At 40.5% G+C, this 21,659-nt stretch carries 6 protein-coding genes; 3 read left to right on the plus strand and 3 right to left on the minus strand.

Features of this window, described 5'->3' with window-relative positions; all coding sequences use genetic code 11:
* Positions 1-372: 372 nt before the first annotated feature.
* Both EO117_RS09165 and EO117_RS02265 read left to right on the plus strand, forming a co-directional pair.
* Positions 373-13,131 carry a YadA-like family protein gene (locus tag EO117_RS09165; protein ID WP_164727466.1) on the plus strand — a complete coding sequence of 4,253 codons (12,759 nt, stop codon included), beginning with the start codon at positions 373-375 and terminating at the stop codon, positions 13,129-13,131.
* 565 nt (positions 13,132-13,696) lie between these two features.
* Entirely contained in the window at positions 13,697-18,730 is a 5,034-nt protein-coding gene (locus EO117_RS02265; protein WP_164727467.1) for a YadA-like family protein, read from the plus strand.
* Positions 18,731-18,842: 112 nt separating this feature from the next.
* Here the strand turns inward: EO117_RS02265 and relB are convergent, their stop codons facing one another.
* Positions 18,843-19,064: a type II toxin-antitoxin system RelB family antitoxin gene (gene relB, locus EO117_RS02270; RefSeq protein WP_126938895.1), complete on the minus strand. Its 222-nt coding sequence runs from the start codon at positions 19,062-19,064 to the stop codon at positions 18,843-18,845.
* A 416-nt stretch (positions 19,065-19,480) separates the two neighbouring features.
* Here relB and EO117_RS02275 point away from each other — a divergent pair, with 416 nt between their 5' ends.
* The gene (locus EO117_RS02275; protein ID WP_126938896.1) at positions 19,481-19,864 is read left to right on the plus strand and encodes a thioesterase family protein; all 384 of its coding nucleotides are present in this window, start codon (positions 19,481-19,483) and stop codon (positions 19,862-19,864) included.
* 334 nt (positions 19,865-20,198) lie between these two features.
* Here EO117_RS02275 and EO117_RS02280 read toward each other — a convergent pair whose 3' ends face one another.
* Entirely contained in the window at positions 20,199-20,708 is a 510-nt protein-coding gene (locus tag EO117_RS02280; RefSeq protein ID WP_126938897.1) for an ECF transporter S component, read from the minus strand.
* A 9-nt stretch (positions 20,709-20,717) separates the two neighbouring features.
* A complete protein-coding gene (locus EO117_RS02285) occupies positions 20,718-21,560 on the minus strand; it encodes a pyridoxamine kinase (RefSeq protein WP_126938898.1) in 843 nt (280 codons plus the stop codon).
* Positions 21,561-21,659: the final 99 nt, after the last annotated feature.

Consider the following 21,659-nt stretch of genomic DNA (forward strand, 5'->3'; position numbering starts at 1 on the left):
TACAAATTGAGTGTATAATATATGCTAATATATGAAAAAAACTCTATTAAATTTATAGGTTTTTCATAATTCCTTCATAAAAGATAGATATAATAGTACAATGTGTAAAATAGGAAAAGTGTGTCTCAGAAGAGCAAATGTTTACCTATCGTATTATGTAGATCCTAATAAGAGGCATATAATGTAATAGATAAGCATTTGCTTAGGTCGTGCAGCACTAAGCAAGGACATGGCCCAGAGTCAGGAGGGTGTTATCGATACAAGTCAGTTTGAGTTATGTAGTGTCACAATGTAGTAAGAAGTATATATCAGTGAGTCAATAAGATGTAAGTATCGTCGCGTGTTTTGTGTATAAAGGGGTATTGGATCACCATGAATAAGATATTCAAAGTTATTTGGAGTAAATCTAAACAATGTTATATCGTTGTATCTGAAGTGGCTAAAAATCATTCTGGTAAAAAGAAAATTGTAGTAGTAAGTATCTTGGCGGCTATGGCTGTGGGGGCAGATATGAGTGTATCTGTTAATGCGGGAGGCCTAGATGGTGGATACGCGGCCTCTGCAGGGTCTATTGCCATTGGAAGTAATAGTTATTCCAAGGGAACTCAAGTTGATGGCCAGCACGGTTCTATTGACCCTAGTATTGCCATCGGCGTTAGATCGGTTGCTATTGGTAACTCCTCCTTAGCAATCGGATTAGATACAGATATTAGAAATTCATATGCCGTTGCCGTAGGTCGTTATTCAAAGGTAACGGGTGATTATGGTATTGGTATTGGTTATAATACAAGATCTTCATTACATGGTATAGCCATGGGTGAACAAGCCCGCAGCATGAAAGAAGGGGCTACTACACTAGGTGTTAGTTCCCGTGGCTATGGTAACGGTGCCATTGCTATTGGTTGGCAATCTCTAGCTGGTGCCGATGTATATACAGTGGGTGTACCAGGTAATGATATTAATAATGATAGCTCAAGCAAGATTGACGGCTATAATAGCTGGGGCGATATGTCTGTGGGCTTACGTGCTATGGCAACAGGTGGTAATGCGACAGCCTTAGGTCGTAATGCAGCGGCTACAGCAGCAAATGCGGTAGCTATCGGTGGTGGCGATGGTAAGAGTTTTAATGATAATGTAGAACGAACAGTAGCCTCTGGAGAAAAAGCGGCAGCGATTGGCTATAACTCTTCAGCATCAGGGAAAAGTGCATCTGCTTTGGGTACCAAGGCATCCGCCACTGCAGAGAATGCAGCAGCCATTGGTACTAGTGCATCCGCTTCTGCAAAAGACACCTTGGCAGCAGGATCAAGTGCACAAGCTACTGCAGAAGGAGCGACAGCGGTAGGTAAAGAAGCAAAAGCCCAAAAAGCTGATGCTACTGCATTAGGTTCTGGTGCCACTGCATCAGAAACTAATGCCACAGCTCTTGGTAAAGGTGCTACGGCATCAAAAGGAGATGCTACAGCCGTAGGTTCTGGCGCTCAAGCAACTGAAGCAAATGCAGTCGCTGTCGGTAAAGGTGCTGAAGCATCAAAAGGTAATGCTATTGCGATAGGTAAAGAGGCAGAAGCAACAGAGGCTAGTGCTACTGCTATCGGTGATGGTGCCAATGCAGAAAAAGCGAATGCTGTTGCCATTGGTAAAGGTGCAATTTCAGGTGGTACCAGTGGTATTGCCATGGGTAATGATGCGCAAGCACAAGCAAAAGATACTATTGCAGTAGGTAGTTCATCTCGTGCTTCGAATGACAATGCTAGTGCATTTGGTAATGCAGCTACAGCAGCTGGTAGTGGCTCTACTGCTATCGGTTATCAAGCCAATACTACAGGGGCTAATTCTACAGCCATTGGTGCAGCAGCACAATCCACAAAAGCCAGCTCTACAGCTCTTGGTAACGGTGCTAAGGCGTTTGGTACATCTGCAATTGCTATTGGTGAGGGGGCGACTGTTGGTATAGCAGAAGGAAGAACTACAGCAGGGACTACACCAGCTGTGGATGCCCCAAATAGTATTGCCATCGGTAAAAATGCGAAGGTACTGGCTGGTTCTGGTAGCATTGCCTTAGGAGCAGGAACCGAAATCACCGCTTCAGATGTAGGCACATCTAGTGGGGCTGCACAAAAAACATATCCGTATATGCTAACAAATACAATAGGAACGGATGCGGTGTCAGATAAAGAGAATGGTATCGTAGCCATTGGTACAAAACGATCGTCTTCGGATACTGGCTTTGCCCGTCGTTTAACAGGTGTAGCAGGTGGTGTTGGCGATTACGATGCAGTCAACTTGAAACAAGCAAAAGCGATTGAAAGTTCCTTAAAAAAAGGAGAACGCCATATTAAGGCAACTTCCTATACTCCAAATGGATCAGGCACCATTACGTTAAATTATGTCGATGGTGAAAACAAGGATGTGTCTAATGAGACAGCAACTATTACAGATGTAGCGAAAAAATCTGTAGTAGATGGCATTAACACGACAGTGAATACCCATACGACACAGATTACAAATCTTACTTCCGAAGTAGGAGGAAAAGTAAGCCAATCGGATTTTAATACTTTCAAGGCAAAAGCGATTACTTTCACAGGTGATGATAATGCTGGCGTAGCCCGTACATTAGATACGACGTTAACAGTGAAAGGCGGTGCTAATTACACATCCACCACAGCGAATACAAACATTCGTGTAGAAAAAGATGGATCTTCTGGTGCTGCTGGTTTGCTTGTTAAATTATCTGACAAATTGACGGGGATGAAAGAAATCGCTGGCGATGGAAAAACGGATTTAGTCATCAAAAATGGCACGAATAAAGTAACTATCACACCTGGTAAAGATAATGATAAAGGTACTATTAACTTTGGCGATGCAAAAGTTGTGGCATCTAATTTAGAAGCGGACATTACATACCGTGCAAATGGTGTTGCAGATACAGCTGCGAATACAGTGAAATTGAAAAAAGGTTTGAATTTCACAGCAGCTACAGACACAACGACAACCACTGATGGTCCTAAATCTGGATTATCCATTACAACAGGTGGAGATGGATTGGTAACCTTTGGTTTAGATAAAGCTACTCGTAGCAAAGTAGACAATGCAGCAGATAAAAACTTAAGCAATTTATCTGATAATGGCAAAGACAAAGTCAAAGAATTGGCAAAAACAGCGGCGCAAGATGCTGTAAAAGTAGCACCTGGTATCAATACAACGGTAACGACAGATACAACCACAACGCCTGGAGTTACTACGTATAAAGTAAATGCAATTGATACAACAGTAGCAGTAGGTAGTGATGCATTAACGATTAACGATGCAACTCCAAATGCAAATAAAGTTCGTGCATACTCAGTAGATTTGTCCACTGCCACAAAAGGTAAACTAGCAGCTGTAGGTAACTTGGCAACTGTGATCGGCGGAACCACAATTGCTGCAGATGGCACTGTAACAGGACCAACTTTCAATATTACGAAAGCGGATGGTGGTACTGATTCTGTAACTACGTTAAAAGGTGCTATCGATAAGTTAAATGCTACTAATGCAGGTCAAAATACGAAAATCTCTGAAACGGCTGGTAAAGTAGGAACGTTAGAAACAAATGTAACTAATCTAGGGAACACTGTCACTAATCTAGGAAATACAGTAACTAATTTGGGTAATACGGTAACGAACAATTACAATGATTTGTCTAATAAAATTACCCAGGCTGGTACAAATGTAGCCTCTACATTGACTGCAAAAGGGTTAGACTTTACAGGTAACGATACAACAGATACAGGTAAAGTACACCGTGACTTAGGTACTACATTAACCATTCAAGGTGCAGAAAATTTCACGCGAGGAACTACTGATAACAACAATATTAAAGTGTCTAAAAACGGTAATACTTTAGACGTGAAATTAGCAGAGAACCTTGGCAATATCAAAGAAATCGCTGGAGATGGTACACATGACTTAGTGATTAAAAATGGCGACACTAAGGTGACTGTAAAAGCTCCTAAAGATGGAAATACTGGTAGTATTGATTTTGGAAATACGAAATTAGTAACTAATAATTTAGAAGCAGATATTGCCTATAAAGCAGGCGGTGAGTCATCGAAGAAAACTGTTAAATTGCAAACAGGCTTTACATTTGTGGCAGGTGAGGGCACAGTAGCACCAACAACGCCAGCAACAGGTGCAGCCACTACAACTAGTCCAACAGCATCTACAGATGGTAAAGTAGCTAAGAAAGGGATTGTTATCTCTACCGAAGCTGATGGCGTAGTAAACATCGGTTTAGACAGTGATACACGTAGTGCTATCGATAATGCGGCGAACAAGGACTTGAGCAATCTAAATTCAGCTGGTACTAATAAAGTCTCTGAATTAGCGAAAGCAGCTGCGAAAGAAGCAGTAAAAGTAGACAATGGTATCAACACAACAGTGGATACAGATACAACCACAACACCTGGGGTTACTACGTATAAAGTAAATGCAATTGATACAACAGTAGCGGTAGGTAGTGATGCATTAACGATTAATGATGCAACTCCAAATACTACTACAAAAGTTCGTGCTTATTCGTTAGATTTATCCGATGCGACAAAAAATAAATTAAAAGCGATAGGTAACTTGGCAACGGTGATCGGCGGAACCACAATTACTGCAGATGGCACTGTAACAGGCCCAACTTTCAATATTACGAAAGCGGATGGTGGTACTGATTCTGTAACTACGTTAAAAGATGCTATCGATAAGTTAAATGCTACTAATGCAGGTCAAAATACGAAAATCTCTGAAACGGCTGGTAAAGTAGCAACCTTAGAAACAAATGTAACGAATCTTGGAAACACTGTCACTAACCTAGGAAATACGGTAACTAGCAATTATAATGATTTGTCTAGTAAAATTACCCAAGCTGGTACAAATGTAGCCTCTACGTTGACTTCAAAAGGTTTAGACTTTACAGGTAATGATACAACAGATAAAGTACACCGAGACCTAGGTACTGTTTTAACTATTCAAGGTGCTGAAAACTTCATGCGAGGAAGTACTGATCACAATATTAAAGTGGTTAAAAACGGGGATGCTTTAGACGTTAAATTAGCAGAAAATCTTGGCAACATCAAAGAAATCGCTGGGGATGGTACGAATGATTTAGTAATCAAAAATGGTACGAATACAGTAACTATCACAGCTGGTAAAACTGGCGACAATGGTACTGTTAACTTTGGCAATGCAAAAGTTGTAACCTCTAATTTAGACGCAGATATTGCTTATAAAGCAGGTACTGAAACCTCCAAGAATAAGGTTAAATTAGCAGATGGATTTAACTTTGTAGCTGGTACTGGAACAGTAGCGGCAACAACGCCAGCAACGGGTGCAACAACACCAGCAGCAGGCACAACAACGCCGGCAGCAGATACAGCAACTACAACTAGCCCAACGTCATCTACAGATGATAAAACAGCTAAGAAAGGGATTGTTATCTCTACCGAAGCAAATGGCGTGGTCAACATCGGTTTAGATAGCGATACACGTAGTGCTATCGATAATGCGGCAAGTAAAAGCTATGTAGAAAATGCATTGACTAATCTAAATAGTACAATTACAGGCAATGCAAATCTAAACTTTGCTGGTAATGTGACAAAAGATGCACAGGGTCACGATGCAAATAAAATTGGCTTATCATTAGCGACTGGTACATTACATATCAAAGGTGATGCGACAGATATTACAACCACTGCAAAAGGTGACACTGTTACCATTGCTTTAACAGAAGGAACACAAAATAAATTAAAAGCGATAGGTAACTTGGCAAATGTCATTGGTGGTACAACAATTGCTGCAGATGGTACTGTGACAGGGCCAACTTTCAACATTACAAAAGCAGACGGCACTAATGAAAATGCAAATACCTTAAAAGAGGCCATCGAGAAGTTAAACGCTACAAATGAAGGTCAAAATACAAAAATCTCTGAAACGGCAGGCAAAGTAGGCACGCTAGAAACAAATGTAACGAATCTAGGAAACACTGTCACTAACCTAGGAAATACGGTAACAAACTTAGGTAATACGGTAACTAGCAATTACAATGATTTGTCTAATAAAATCTCCCAAGCTGGTACAAATGTAGCCTCTACGTTGACTTCAAAAGGCTTAGATTTCTCAGGTAATGATACAGCAGATAAAGTACACCGAGACCTAGGTACTGTTTTAACTATTCAAGGTGCTGATAACTTCACGCGGGGAAGTACTGATCACAATATTAAAGTGGTTAAAAACGGGGATGCTTTAGACGTTAAATTAGCAGAGAACCTAGCGAAAATCAAAGAAATCTCTGGGGATGGATCAAATGACTTAGTCATCAAAAATGGCGACACTAAGGTGACTGTAAAAGCTCCTAAAGATGGAAATACAGGTAGCATCGACTTTGGGGATACGAAATTAGTCACTAAGAATTTAGAAGCAGATATTGCTTATAAAGCAGGCGGTGAGACAGCGAAGAAAACTGTTAAATTGCAAACAGGCTTTACATTTGTGGCAGGTGATGGTACAGTAGCGGCAACAACACCAGCAACCGGTGCAACAACACCAGCAGCGGGCGCAACAACGCCAGCAGCAGGTACTGCTACTACAACTAGCCCAACGGCGTCTACAGATGATAAAACAGCTAAGAAAGGGATTGTTATCTCTACCGAAAATAATGGTGTAGTCAACATCGGTTTAGATAGTGATACACGTAGTGCTATCGATAATGCGGCAAGTAAAAACTATGTGGAAAATGCATTAACTAATTTAAATAGTACTATTACCAATAATGCCAATCTAAACTTTGCTGGTAATGTGACTAAGGATGCACAAAATAACGATGCAAATAAAATTGGCTTATCATTAGCGTCTGGTACATTAAATATCAAAGGTGATGCGACAGATATTACAACCACTGCAAAAGGTGACACTGTTACCATCGCTTTAACAGAAGGAACACAAAATAAATTAAAAGCGGTAGGTAACTTGGCAAATGTCATCGGTGGTACAACAATTGCTGCAGATGGTACTGTAACAGGACCAACTTTCAGTATTACAAAAGCAGACGGCACTAATGAAAATGCAAATACCTTAAAAGAGGCACTCGATAAGTTAAATAGCACTAATGTAGGTCAAAATACAGCTATTACTACTTTAGGTACCCGAATTACTAGTTTAGTAGATGGTGGTATGGTATTTGCGGGCGATGATGCGACAGCAGATAAAGTGACTCGTAAATTAGGAGAAACTTTAAACATCCATGGTCAAAACAACATCACGGTGAAAAAAGATGCTACAGATGCGACTACATTAAATGTAAAACTAGCAAGTGATTTGAAAAATATCACATCTATCACAAATGCCGATGCAGATAATAAACCAGGGACTACCATCTCAATTGGTGGAGACAGTGTAACGATTACCAATACACAAGCTCCAGCAACGGGTGCGATTACAGGGGTAACCAAAACTGTAACTATTGGCAAAAATGGTGTTGATGCGGGTAGCATGAAAATTACTAACGTGGCTGACGCAGAACATGACAATGATGCAGCAAACAAAAAATACGTAGATACGGCGATTCGTAATTTAAATACTACAATTACCAATAATGCCAATCTAAACTTTGCTGGTAATGTCACAAAAGATGGTCAAGATCACGATACAGATAAAGTAGGTTTAGCGTTAGCGACTGGTACATTACATATCAAAGGTGATGCGACAGATATTACAACCACTGCAAAAGGTGACACTGTTGAGATTGCCTTAACAAAAGCATTACAGGATAAGTTAAAACAATTAGGTGATACATCGGCAGATGGACGTGATGGAAAATCTGCCACTAGTACGCCAGGAGCATCTGGTACAGCAGGTACATCCGGTACAGGCACAGCAGGTGCACCAGGAGCATCCGGTACCTCAGGTGCAGCAGGTACATCCGGTACATCTGGTACAGGCACAGCAGGTGCACCAGGAGCATCCGGCACTCCAGGGGCGGCAGGAGCAGCAGGTACATCTGGTACAGGCACAGCAGGTGCACCAGGAGCATCTGGTACTCCAGGAACAACACCACCGGCATCTGCAGGATCTACAGGCCTAACAGGAGCTGATGGATTAAATGGACATACATTAACAGATAAAGTCAATGCATTGCGTAATGGTGAAGCTGGGATCGTTGTCTATACTGATGACAAAGGTGAACGTCTACAGAAAGGTAATGATGGTAAGTATTACTATCCAACAGACCTAAAACCTGATGGAACAGTAAAAACAGCAGCAGAAAACAATGGTAAAGAGCCAAAGCCAGTAGATAACCCACAAGCACGTATAGTGAATAGCAGTGGAGATACGAAAATACCAACTACGTTCTCTAACATTGCAGATGGCAAGGTAGAAGCTGGTTCACATGATGCTGTTAACGGCGGACAACTGTATACAGTAAAAACTGATTTGACTAACGCTGGTTTAGATTTCTACGGCAATGAAGACACTAGAGACGAATCTAAAGTACACCGTAACCTTGGACAAGTTCTAAAAATAAAAGGTGCAGGGAACTTCGAGCGTGCAGCAACAGCTACAAATAATATTAATGTAGTAAAAAACGCTACTGGTGATGGATTCGATATACAATTAGCAGAGAACCTTAGGGACATAAAAGAAATCGCTGGTGATGGCTCAAATGACTTAGTCATCAAAAACGGCGATACTAAGGTGACTGTAAAAGCACCTAAAGATGGCGATAAAGGTAGCATCAATTTTGGGAATACGAAATTAGTCACTAATAATTTAGAAGCAGATATTGCTTATAAAGCAGGCGGTGAGACAGCGAAGAAAACTGTTAAATTGCAAACAGGCTTTACATTTGTGGCAGGTGACGGCACAGTAGCATCAACAACGCCAGCAACGGGTGTAACAACACCAGCAGCAGGCGCAACAACACCTGCAGCGGGTACAGCTACTACAACTAGCCCAACGGCATCTACAGATGATAAAACAGCTAAGAAAGGGATTGTTATCTCTACCGAAGCAAATGGCGTGGTCAACATCGGTTTAGATAAAGATACACGTAGTGCTATCGATAATGCAGCAAGTAAATCTGAAGTCAATACAGCCATTACAAGCTTAAGTAAAACCATCTCTAATAATTCAAATCTACGATATGCTGGTGATACTAATGTAGGTGCAGCAACGGGTGAAGATCATTTGAACTTAGCATTAGCTACAGGCACATTAAAAGTAGCTGGTACAGCAGGGGAAGTTAAAACTGTAGCGCAAGCAGGTACAATTACAATTTCTTTAGAACAAGCTGTAAAAGATAAGTTAGCTCAATTATCTGATAAAAATGCAGATGGTCGAGATGGCAAATTAGGCAGCGAAGCGGATGCGATTGCCTCCACAGGCATTGCGAAAGAAGATGGCTTGAATGGTACTACTGCAACGTATAAAGTGAATGCTTTACGTCATGGCGAAGCAGGTTCTGTTGTGTACACAGATGCAGATGGTAATCGTATTGTGAAAGCTACGGATGGTAATTACTACAAAGCCACAGAGGTTAATGCCGACGGTGTGGTAAAAACTGCTGATCAAAACAATGGCATAACTCCTGTAGCAGTAGATAAAACGACTATTGTGGCAACCCTTGTGAACACAGACGGTACCACAGCACTAGCAGCAGATGATATCAACAAAGTAGCCACAACGAAGTTGACCAACATCAAAGAAGCTGCCATAACTGCCACTTCTAACGATGCTGTCACAGGTCGTCAGTTGTATGGATTAAAATCTGACTTAGCAACATACCTTGGTGGCGGTTCTGCAGTAGATGCTAATGGAACTTTCACAGGTCCTACGTACAACATCACGAAAGATGATGGAACCAATGGAACGACACCAGTTAAGAGTGTAGGGGATGCAATTAGCAACTTAAATACTCGTATTAACAATGCAAACTCCTCGTTATCTACAAAAGGCTTAGATTTCTACGGAAACAAAGACACTGTGGATACAGATAAAGTACATCGTAACCTTGGTGAAACTTTAAAATTAAAAGGTGCTGAGAATTTTGTTCGTGATGACAAAGCTAAAAATAATATCAATGTAGAAAAAAATACTACAGGTGATGGGTTCGATGTGAAATTAGCAGAAAACCTTGGTAATATTAAAGAAATCGCTGGAGATGGAAAAACTGATTTGGTGATTAAAAATGGCGATGCCACAATCACCTTAAAACCGGCAACAGCGGATAAAACCGATCCTGATACAGGTGTAGTGACACCAGGTAAAACAGCTACAGTAGACTTCGGCAATACTACATTGGTGGCTAAAAACCTAGAAACCGATATTACCTACCGTGCAAATGGTGTTGCAGATACAGCTGCACACAAAGTGAAACTACAAAAAGGTTTGAACTTTGTGGCAGGTACTGGTACAGTGGCGCAACCAGCTGCAAGTACTACGCCAGCTACAGGCGGCGTGACAACACCAGCTACACCACCAGCAACGGATAGTGAAACAACAAAATCTGGTATTATGATCACAACTGGTGATAATGGATTAGTTACAATTGGTTTGGATAGCGATACTCGTAATGCTATCGATAATGCAGCCAATAAAGACTTGAGCAATTTGAGTCAAACAGGTAAAGACCAAGTGACTGCATTAGCAAAAGCCGCTGCCAAAGATGTGGTAAAAGTTGAGGCTGGTAAAAATACGACGGTAACACCAAAACAAGATGGTGATGTAACGAAGTATGTAGTGGATGCATACGATACGAAAGTAGCTGTATCGGGAACAGAGTTGACGATTAGTGGTGGAGAGCTAGATACGAATAATGTTCGTACCTATACATTAGGCTTATCCGATGATGTGAAAAATAAATTAACTGCAGTGACAAATGTAGGGAATACATCATCGGATGGTCGTGATGGTAAAGCAGCTAATGGCAAAGACGGTGCAGCAGGTAACGCAGGTGATAAAGGCTTAACTGGCAAAGATGGTCTAAATGGCAGCACATTAACAGATAAAGTCAATGCTTTACGTAATGGTGAAGCTGGTTCTGTAGTATATACAAATGAAGCTGGGGAACGACTCATCAAAGCCAATGATGGAAATTACTATAAACCTAGTGAAGTGAATACAGATGGTTCTGTGAAAACTCAGGCTGAAAACAACAATGTGCCTCCAACACCAGTAGCAAATCCACAAGCACGCATAGTGAATGGCAGTGGAGAGACTACGACACCAACTACGTTGTCTAACATTAAAGATGGCAAGATAGCAGATGGTTCACATGATGCTGTTAACGGTGGACAACTCCATACAGTGAAAACTGAATTGACTAAGGCTGGATTAGATTTCACAGGCGATGATACGACGGATAAGGTGCACCGTGATTTAGGTACAACTTTAACGATTAAAGGTGGAGAAAACTTTACACGCGGTGCGAATGAAAACAATATCAAAGTTGTGAAAAAAACTGATAAAGGTGTTGATAGACTTGATGTACAATTAGCAGAAAACCTTGGCAACATGAAAGGTATTTCTGGTAATGATACAGATAGCTTGGTTATCAAAAACGGCGATGCTACGATTACGTTAACACCAGCGAAAGCAGCTGAAACCGATCCTGCTACAGGAACGACAACACCAGCAAAAACAGCTACAGTAGACTTCGGTAAAAGCAATGTGGTAGCTGAAAACTTGGATACAGATATTACATATCGAGCTAACAGTGTTGCAGATACAGCTGCACACAAAGTGAAACTGAAAAAAGGTTTAAACTTCGTATCTGCTACAGATACAGATACTACAACAGAAGGGCCTAAATCAGGTTTAACTATTACAACAGGTGATGATGGATTAGTAACCTTTGGGTTAGATAAGGCCACTCGTAATGCTATTGACAATGTAGCCAACAAAGACTTGAGCAACTTGACTACAGAAGGTAAAAAAGTAATTACCGATGCAGCACAAGGGGCTGTGAAAGTGAAAGCTGGTAACAATGTAACGATTGACCCAGAAACGAAAGACAATGTTACAACCTACACTGTAAACGGTCGAGATACGACAGTGCAAGCAGCAACAAGAGGCAGTGTATCTGTCACTGGTGGAACTCTAAGTGGCACAGGGGAACGAGCATATACAGTTGATTTGACAGAAACAACGAAAACGGAAATCAATAAAATCTCAGGTATCAATACTCGCTTAGGTACAGCGGAAGGCAATATCACTACATTACAACAAGCAGTGCAAGGTGGTCGTGTCTTTACAGCAGATACTGGAGTGGCTTCTGCAACAGTAGCATTAGGTGAAACATTAGCAATCAAAGGTGGCGCAACAGGTACACTGATAGATGGCAATATCGGCGTGGAATTAATTAAAGCCAATGACACATCACCAGCTACCATGATGATTCGTTTGAAAAAAGATATGGATATGAAAGATGGTTCTACATCCTATGTTCATTACATGGATGTGAATGGTACATCTGTAAAGGCAGCTACCACAAAAGTGGATGGTACAGGTGTAACTATCACTCCAGAGGAAGGATCAAATAAACCATCTGTTAAGTTAACAGCAGACGGATTATATAATGGTGATAATCCAATTCACAATGTAGGTGTTGGCACAAAACCAAATGATGCAGCGACTGTAGGGCAAGTAAATGCACTGGCAGGCGCAGTAAGCCAACGTGTGAATAACATTGGAGCGCATGCAGCAGCGTTAGCAGCAATGAATCCATTGAGCTATGATCCATTGAAAAAATCTCAAGTGATGGCAGGATATGGTTCCTATAAAGGAAGCAGTGCCTTAGCTTTAGGCGTAGCACACTATGCAAACGAAGATACTTTATTCAATGTAGGTGTCAGCGTAGGCAATGGTGAAAACATGGTGAATGCAGGCGTCACATACCGATTTGGCGGTGAAGACAGCATGATTCCAGAGCGTTATAAAGGTGGCCCAATTTCTTCCGTATACGTAATGCAAGATGAAATCACAGCATTGAAAGCAGAAAATGCTAGAAAAGACGTAGAAAATGCTAAAAAACAAGCAGAAAACGAAGAAATGAAAGCACAAATTAAAATGCTCATCGAACGTGTAACTATGCTAGAAGCAAAAAAATAATAACCTATACATGAGGAAAATCCCTTAGTGTATGACAAACAAATGGACACCCAGTCGTTCGACTGAGTGTCCATTTTGCGTGTGCCCTTATGAAGTATATGTTCTACATACATTGTAAAAAGAAGAGGTATGAGGAATTGATATACAGCTTTGAAAAATATAATATAGAAAAATCTTAATCTATTAGGTATAATTTAGATGTATAAAATATACTAGAAAGTACATAATACTGATGATATTCTGTGAACAGAACTCATTAACGAAACGTGCAGTTTCTCATAATAATAGGGGGGGGTAGAGACTTCTCCTCCCTATTTCTTTTGAGAATGTATAAAGATACTTAAGATTGCAATTGATATTTTTCGATATATTGTATATAATGGTGCAGTATATCCTATATGATATAAAAAAATAAAAAATCATCTAGGATATGCAAGTAGTATCTATAATGGATGATATTCTCGTAAGAGTTGATCATATACGAGCTAAGTGCTCAATATTAGTTATGATTTACATATAAAATTGAAGTAGTTTGATGTTTAATAGTTTAGGAGGATGTATCTCAATGAACAAATTATTCAAAGTTATTTGGAGCAAATCTAAGCAGTGCTACATCGTAGTATCGGAAGTAGCAAAGAATACAACAGGTAAAAAGAAAATCATTGTAGCCAGCGTATTAGCAGCGTTGACAGTAAGTGCGCAAGTAGCAACAGTAGAAGCGGCAATTCAAGAAGGTACAACATCAGGTGGTGCTTCTGTAGCGCTTGCAAATAGCGCAACAGCTTCTGGTAGTGGTGCTGTAGCCGTTGGTAATAACGCATCGGCAAGCACTACGAATGCCTTGGCAGTGGGTACAAGTACTCAATCTACTGGTGATGGGTCTGTTGCGGTAGGTAGTGGCTCCAAAGCAACAGGTACATCTGCAGTAGCCGTTGGTGCTGGAGCTTATGCAAAAGAACATGGTGCGGTAGCACTTGGTAATAATGTTAACGTAGAAACAAATAAGGCCGTCGGCGTAGGTTTTGCCGTGACTGTACGTCAGGCAGGTGCTACTAATATTGGTTATTATTCTACGGTAAATACTAACCAAGCGCTCAGTGTGGGTGCTCGAAATGACGTAGATGGGGCAGCTCAATATGGTACTGCAGTAGGTTACTTCGTAAAAGTAACTGGTAAAAATGCTGTGGCTATTGGTTCTAGTAATGATAACAGAGGTAACAGCGATTCAGGTAGAACATTAGCGTCTGCAGACAGTGCGGTAGCCATCGGTACATCTGCTCATGCGGAAGCAGCACACTCTGTCGGTATGGGTACTTATGCAAGAGCGTCAGCTGAAAATGCAATCTCCTTTGGTACAAGTTCAGCTGCTAGCGGTGTGCAATCTATTGCTATCGGTGGCGCTATGAAAGGGGCAGAGGCCCCTAGCGCTTCTGGCACACAATCCATTGCTATCGGTGCAAAAACATCCGCTAATTCTGATAGTTCCATTGCTATGGGTTCAACAGCAACAGCATCTGGTGTAGCTACCACTGCTATTGGTTCGGAAGTATTAGCGAAACAACATGGTTCCACAGCGATTGGTAATCAAGTTAAGGTAGAAGGAAATAAATCAGTTGGTCTTGGTTTCCAAGTGAGTTCCAAACAAGATGGCACTACAGCCATCGGTTATATTACCAATGTATTGGGTAACCAATCTGTAGGTATTGGCTCTAATATGACTGTTGGTGAAAATGCTGGCGGTGCCGTTGCGATTGGTTACATGTCTAGTGTAACAGGTCAAAGTGGTATTGGCATTGGTTCCAATGGGACATCCGCATCTGCTGATAGCACAATTGCTCTCGGTAATACGTCAAAAGCATCTGGAACGTCAGCAATTGCAATCGGTAAAAATTCTAATGCTGCCTTAGCTCACTCCGTAGCACTAGGTGAAGGGTCTACAACAGCAGAAGCTGATGGTAACGCTACAAACGGATACTTAACAAACGATGCTGTTAATAATACAGGTAACGGCGTGATTTCCGTAGGTAATGGTGGTAGTATCCTACGTCGTATCACTAGTGTTGCGAGCGGTACAAACGATAACGATGCCATCAATGTAAAACAATTGAAAGCACTACGTAATGCATCTATTAGCACAGTATCAGTTGTGAATGGGGCGACAACAACGGACCTGGTACCTAGTACGGCAGTAGGTGATACAGATGCTAATAAAGTAAAATTGGTGGCAGGCAAAAATATCACATTAACAGCCGCAGGTAATTCTGTGACAATCGCTGCTAAGAGTGAAGTAAACTCTATCACAAGTGGTAATACTGATGCCATTTCTGTATCAACTGGTACAGATGGCAAGGTAAGTGTAACTCCAAACTTGGCATCTAACGTGAATACAGCAGGCGATGCCAATAAATTGGTAACAGCGGGTAAAGTAAAAGAAGCCTTAGCTGACAAAGTAAGCAATGATACGTTAACTACAGAATTAGCGAAAAAAGCAAATGCTGCTGATGTAACTAATCTAACAACCAATAAGTTAGACAAAACAGCTGAATTACACGTGAAAAAAGGAACATACAGCGTAGCTACTGATGGATCTGTAACATTGGACAAAGCAGATGGCACAGGTGCTACTAAATCTGATGAAGCAGTAAAAATTACTGGTTTAGCAAGTAAAGCAAAATTAGATGAATTAAAAACTACTGTTGATGCTAAAGCAGACAAATCCTACGTAGATACTGAACTTGGTAAAAAAGTAAGTACAACCGATATGAATACAGCCTTAGCAGATAAAGTAAGTACTGCAAAACTAACGGAAGAATTAAATAAAAAAGCAAATGCGTCTGATATTACTAATTTAACATCTGATAAAGTAAGCAAAGCCGATGAATTACATGTGAAAAAAGGTACGTTCGCTGTGAATACAGAAGGTAAAGTCACTTTGAAAAAAGTGAATGGTGCTGGAGCTGAAGCTAATGGAGAAGATGTTGTCATCGAAGGTCTTGCAAGCAAATCTGAAATTACTGCGATTAACACTGAATTAGCTAAAAAAGTAAGCAACGATACTTTCACGGCGGAGAAAAATCGTGTAAATGGTGAGCTGGCTAACAAATTAGACACTGCTACCTTTGAAACTGCGAAAGCCACATTGGCAACACATGATGATATCAATGCATTAAAAGAGGTCATTGCTAATAAACTTGATAAAGATACGGCTAATGCATTCGTTGAGGGCATGAAAAATAAGGTATCTACTGATGTTTTAAACAAAAAGTTAGAAGATGCAGATAAGGCTAATGCAGATAAATTAAAGGCAGCAAAAGATGAGTTAAATACTGCTATTACAAATGCTACCGCTGATAAAGTAAGCAAAGCTGATGAATTGCATGTTGTGGCAGATAGTTACGAAGTAGATCAAGTAGCTGGTACTGTTACATTACGCCAAGAAAATGGCTTGAACGAACCAAAGGCTGATAAAAACTTCACAATTACTGGTATCGCTACGAAACAAGATGTTACTAATTTAACAACTAAAATCGGTGAAAAAGCAGACAAATCTTATGTAGATACTGAGCTTGGTAAAAAAGCAAATGCAGCAGATGTAGCTACAGAATTAGGTAAAAAGGCAGATCAAAGTGCATTAACAGCGTTAGAGGGTAAAGTAAATGCTAAAGCGGATGCATCTGCTCTTGCTACAATGGGCGAGAACAAATTAGATAAAGCCGCTGAGTTACATGTGAAAACTGGTAATCCATATACAGTTGATGCTAATGGCAATGTGACGTTAAAACAAGAAAATGGTGAAGGTACAGAAGCAGCTGGTAAAGATATTGTTATTGAAGGTATAGCATCCAAAGCAAACTTAGATACATTAAAAGGTCGTGTAGATACTGCTGATGGTAAGATTGATACATTAACAGAAAAAGTAGCAGGCCATGAAGAAAAGTTAGGAAAACTTGATGAAAAGTTAACTAATGTAAAAGCTCTCGCAGATGAAAATAAAGGCAAAGTTGATGGTTTAACAACTCGAGTTGACGGTATCGATGGTACATTAGCTGATCATACTGCAAAACTTGAAGAGGCTAAAAATGGAATTGATGGCATCAATCAAAACCTTACTAATAACTATGCAACTAATGACGCTGTAAATAAAAAATTAGATAATCTAAAAACTGAGTTAGGTACTAACACAGTACTCCACTTTGCTGGCGATAAAACTATCGATGAAAACGGTACACCAGATAATCCTGCAGATGATGACAATAGTGCGACTAAATTGGCCTTGAACCTAAAAGACCAAACGTTAAAAGTAAAAGGTACTACTGGTGAAATCGAAACCACAGCAAAAGGTGATACAATCACTCTAGCTTTATCTAAAGCTGTTAAAGATGATTTAGCTAAAGTGGCTCAACTTGGTGATACATCTGCCGATGGTCGTGATGGTGCTAATGGTACTGCAAAAGATACAGGGTTAACGGCTAAGGACGGCTTGAATGGTAAGACTTTAACGGAAAAAGTAAATGCTATCCGTAATGGCGAGGCGGGTTCTGTTGTTTACACCGATGATCAAGGAAATCGTTTGACAAAAGCAAACGATGGTAAGTATTACTTGGCAGATGATGTTGGCGAAGATGGTAATAAAAAAGGGTCAGCTCAACCTGTAGAAACAGATAAATTACAAGTCAATGCAGTGAATCCACTAGATCCAACAAAAGGTGTAAAAATGTCCAACCTTGTGGATGGGAAGATTGCAGCTAATTCTAAAGATGCCGTGACTGGTAACCAAGTGTATAATACAACAAACTCCATTGCTACAGCCCTAGGTGGTGGTGCTAGTGTAAATACTGATGGAACACTTAGTGAGCCAACATATAATTTGAAAGATAAAAATGGTAATGCGGTTACCAAACATAATGTAGGAGATGCGTTAGCAACCATTAATGATCGTTTCGATTCTATTAGCTCTGCTACCAATGTAGAAGTAGATAAGTTGAAAGATATGGAAAATCTTACTGATACAGGCAAAAAAAATATTAAGAGCTTGGTAGGTGAGGCAATCAATATCAAAGGTGATGGTAAGATTATTGCTACAGCTCATACTGATGAAAGTGGTAATAAAATATTCTCTTTACAATTAAGTCGTGATATGGCAACGGCAGATCAAGTTAACGAAGTACGTCAAAAAGCGGAACAAAACTCTAAACGTATCAGCGAAGTAGGAGCACACTCTGCAGCGTTAGCAGCATTAAATCCATTAAGCTACGATCCATTGAGAAAATCTCAAATCATGGCAGGTGTTGGTACATATGCAGGTAACCAAGCATTAGCATTAGGTCTTGCACACTATGCAAATGAAAACTTCATGGTAACAGCTGGACTTACAATGGGAGCTGGTAAAAGCATGGCTAATCTAGGTGCTACATACCGTTTCGGCACAGGTGAAGATGATGCTATTCCAGAACGTTACAAAGGAGGTCCAATCTCCTCCGTATATGTAATGCAAGATGAGATTACAGCGTTGAAAGCAGAAAACGCTAGAAAAGATGCAGAAAATGCAGAAATGAAGGCACAAATTAAAATGCTTATGGAACGCATGGGTTTAGCATAAAACTAAATAATAGTAGATAACACTAAATTATGCATAGCAAAAAGTGGGTACCAACGTCGAAAGACGTGGTACCCACTTTGTTTTGCTATTTTATGTAATTTAACTTGAATAACTACTTAATATTCCATTCCTTAATAGCCTCTTCAAATGGTAGGAACTTCATGGAATCTTTTTCTTGTAAATATTCGTTGACGATCGATACATCGTATTCATCTTCTATCTCTTCTAATAGTATTGTTTTTATATATTGGGAGATAGTCAATCTTTTACTTTTAACATGCTGACTAACTAGGTTGTATTCACTTTCAGAGAAATATACCGATATAGTAGGCATAGAAATCACTCCTTTTCTTGTGGTTATTGTAGAACAGTTCGGGACATTGTCAAGACTATAAAATTCAAACGTATTGTATTTGTATAGGTAGATGCCTATAATAGTTTGTAGATGGAATGTATACGTTGATACTTTCACAGAGAGATAAGGGGCAAAACTATGGTAGATGCAATGAGCTATTATATCATCATTGATTTTGATATAAATGTAGTAGGTAAAATTCATACATGTTTATCTTTAAGAGCGAAATACCACGGGTTATTGTAAAACACTTGTAAGATGATTAGTGTAAACCCTTTATGGGAAAGTTAATGTAAAATGTCTGCAGGGAAAATAAAATAGAAAAAATTCCTCAGAAGTGCTAGAATGTAATCAAATGATATTCTGTATTAAATATAGCTTAGAAAGGAGTTTCTATGGCAATCGAGATTGGACAAGTGGGTATGGCTACGGTGGTAGTGGATGCTAATAATACGGCGGAATATATGGGTAGTGGTACGTTACCTGTGTTTGCCACACCTGCGATGGTGGCATTGATGGAGAAAGCAGCCTATACTGGGATTCAAGGTGATTTAGGTGATGGCGAAGGATCCGTGGGGATTCGCATGGAAACTAGTCATGAAGCAGCCAGTCCATTAGGTGCCACCATAACAGCGACGGCAACGGTGGTAGCTGTTGACGGTAGAAAAATAACCTTTGAGGTGGTAGCTAAAGAAGGTGAAAAAGTTATCGGCCGTGGCACACATGAGCGGTTTATTATTAATAACGAAAAGTTTATGTCCAAAATCGTCACGGGTTAAGTTATGTAGCCTGTGGCGTTTGTAACTCAATTATACAAAGAGAAGAGCAGAGCATATTCCTTCGCAAACGGTATTTCATAATGTTTGCTCAGGAACACGCTCTGCTCTTTTTGTATTAGTATGATGTTGGTAGTAAAAAATGCCACAAGGCTACTACACATAACGGGCGTTCCTTAGTTAAGCATGTATGAAAAAGCCTAACGAATGAGGTCTAGCCACCTCAATACGTTAGGCTATTTCAATTTTAGTACCTTGAGATGAGCCTAACGCCTCGACACGTTATTAGCTCTCTTTTATTATGTCTAGTATACCATACTTTCAACGGTATGCTAAATTATTTATGAGGGATGCGGCGCAAGATCGGGATTAATAGCAAGGCTACTAAGATGCCGATGCCGCTTGTTAGGAAGGAAGCTGGTAGTCTTGTGACGGCAGCGATATAGCTATCTAGCACGACCCACCAAGCTACGAAGTAACCGGCTGCTGTCCATATGGCACCTACAATCATGGCGAAGAGTAAGCGTAAGGTAGATACGGAACGAAGCGGCACGGATGGTCTCCAGCCGACTGTTAGTAAGCCCACGATTACGCCTGCTAATCCTTTGATTACGATGGAGAATACTGTGTATTGGGAGTGCCCCATGATGAGGTCAAAGATACCAGAGCTGATGGCACCAGCTAGGCCTGCATAGAATCCGCCAAATACGGAGGCAATGGAGAATAGAGCGGCAGATCCAAGGTGCACCATAGCGCCTGTTGGTAGAGGTACCTTAATGGTTGTAAATACGATACATAGAGCGGATAACAATCCGATGTAAATGATATCTTTAATGTTAGTGTTCATAGGATCTCCTTATTGTGGATTTGGAATAGAAATTAAACGATCTAATAGCAGTTCAAGGGCTAAGCCGTCACGGAGGGAACCAATTTCCTCGTGGGTGAACTTCACCGCTTCTGTAGTAAACTCACCAGCAATGCGAGATGCTTCTTCCGGTGTGTAGCCGCGTAATACAAGGGCTGTTAAGATAGCTGTGAAAGTATCCCCTGTCCCATGTGCCTTTACTTGTACTAATGGATTGGATATCCACGTGATGGTGTCCGTGCTACCACGATAGACAGCGATAAGGGCAGAGTCCTCGGAAGGTAAGCTAGAAAGAATCACATACTCTGGTCCTTGGGCGTGTAAACGGCGACACATGTCATAGATGACTTCTTCCGACTGTGGTGTAGGGTCATAGGGTATATCTAGTAGGAAACAGGCCTCTGTGTAGTTTGGCTTGATGATGAAAGCTTTGGTGATGAGTTTACGCATTTCTTTTACCATTTCATCGTTGTAGATGGAATAGAGTTTACCATCATCTGCCATAGCAGGATCTACCACGACGAGTTTATCTTTACCGAATCGTTCGATCGCATCTTCTACGAGACGAATTTGTTCTGGCGATGCCAAGAAACCACTTTGAATGGCATCGAAGGTGATGTCGTTTCGATTCCAACAGTTATAGAAACTTTCAAGATGGTCAGTGATGTCCACCAATTCAAAGTTAGGATATTCTAAATGATTGCAAAGTACTGCTGTTGGTAATGGAATTGGTTGGCAACGCAAGGCACTCACCAAAGGGATGAATACTGTTAACGAGCAACGGCCGACGGAACTCATATCTTGTATGGATAGTATAGTAGGTACATGATTCATAGGGCTCACTCCTTGTTGGGTAATATATGCTTTCATCTTGTCATATCTATGGAATAATAGGGTTTGTCATAGGGAAGACAAGATTCGTATATACCATTG

Origin of the sequence: Veillonella sp. VA142, assembly GCF_003992135.1 — a bacterium.
Taxonomy (GTDB): domain Bacteria; phylum Bacillota; class Negativicutes; order Veillonellales; family Veillonellaceae; genus F0422.

Coding starts and splice junctions, on each gene's coding strand:
- EO117_RS02285 (WP_126938898.1), bottom strand. CDS start 21,560: ATGAATCATGTACCTACTATACTATCCATACAAGATATGAGTTCCGTC.
- EO117_RS02275 (WP_126938896.1), top strand. CDS start 19,481: ATGGCAATCGAGATTGGACAAGTGGGTATGGCTACGGTGGTAGTGGAT.
- EO117_RS09165 (WP_164727466.1), top strand. CDS start 373: ATGAATAAGATATTCAAAGTTATTTGGAGTAAATCTAAACAATGTTAT.
- EO117_RS02280 (WP_126938897.1), bottom strand. CDS start 20,708: ATGAACACTAACATTAAAGATATCATTTACATCGGATTGTTATCCGCT.
- EO117_RS02265 (WP_164727467.1), top strand. CDS start 13,697: ATGAACAAATTATTCAAAGTTATTTGGAGCAAATCTAAGCAGTGCTAC.
- relB (WP_126938895.1), bottom strand. CDS start 19,064: ATGCCTACTATATCGGTATATTTCTCTGAAAGTGAATACAACCTAGTT.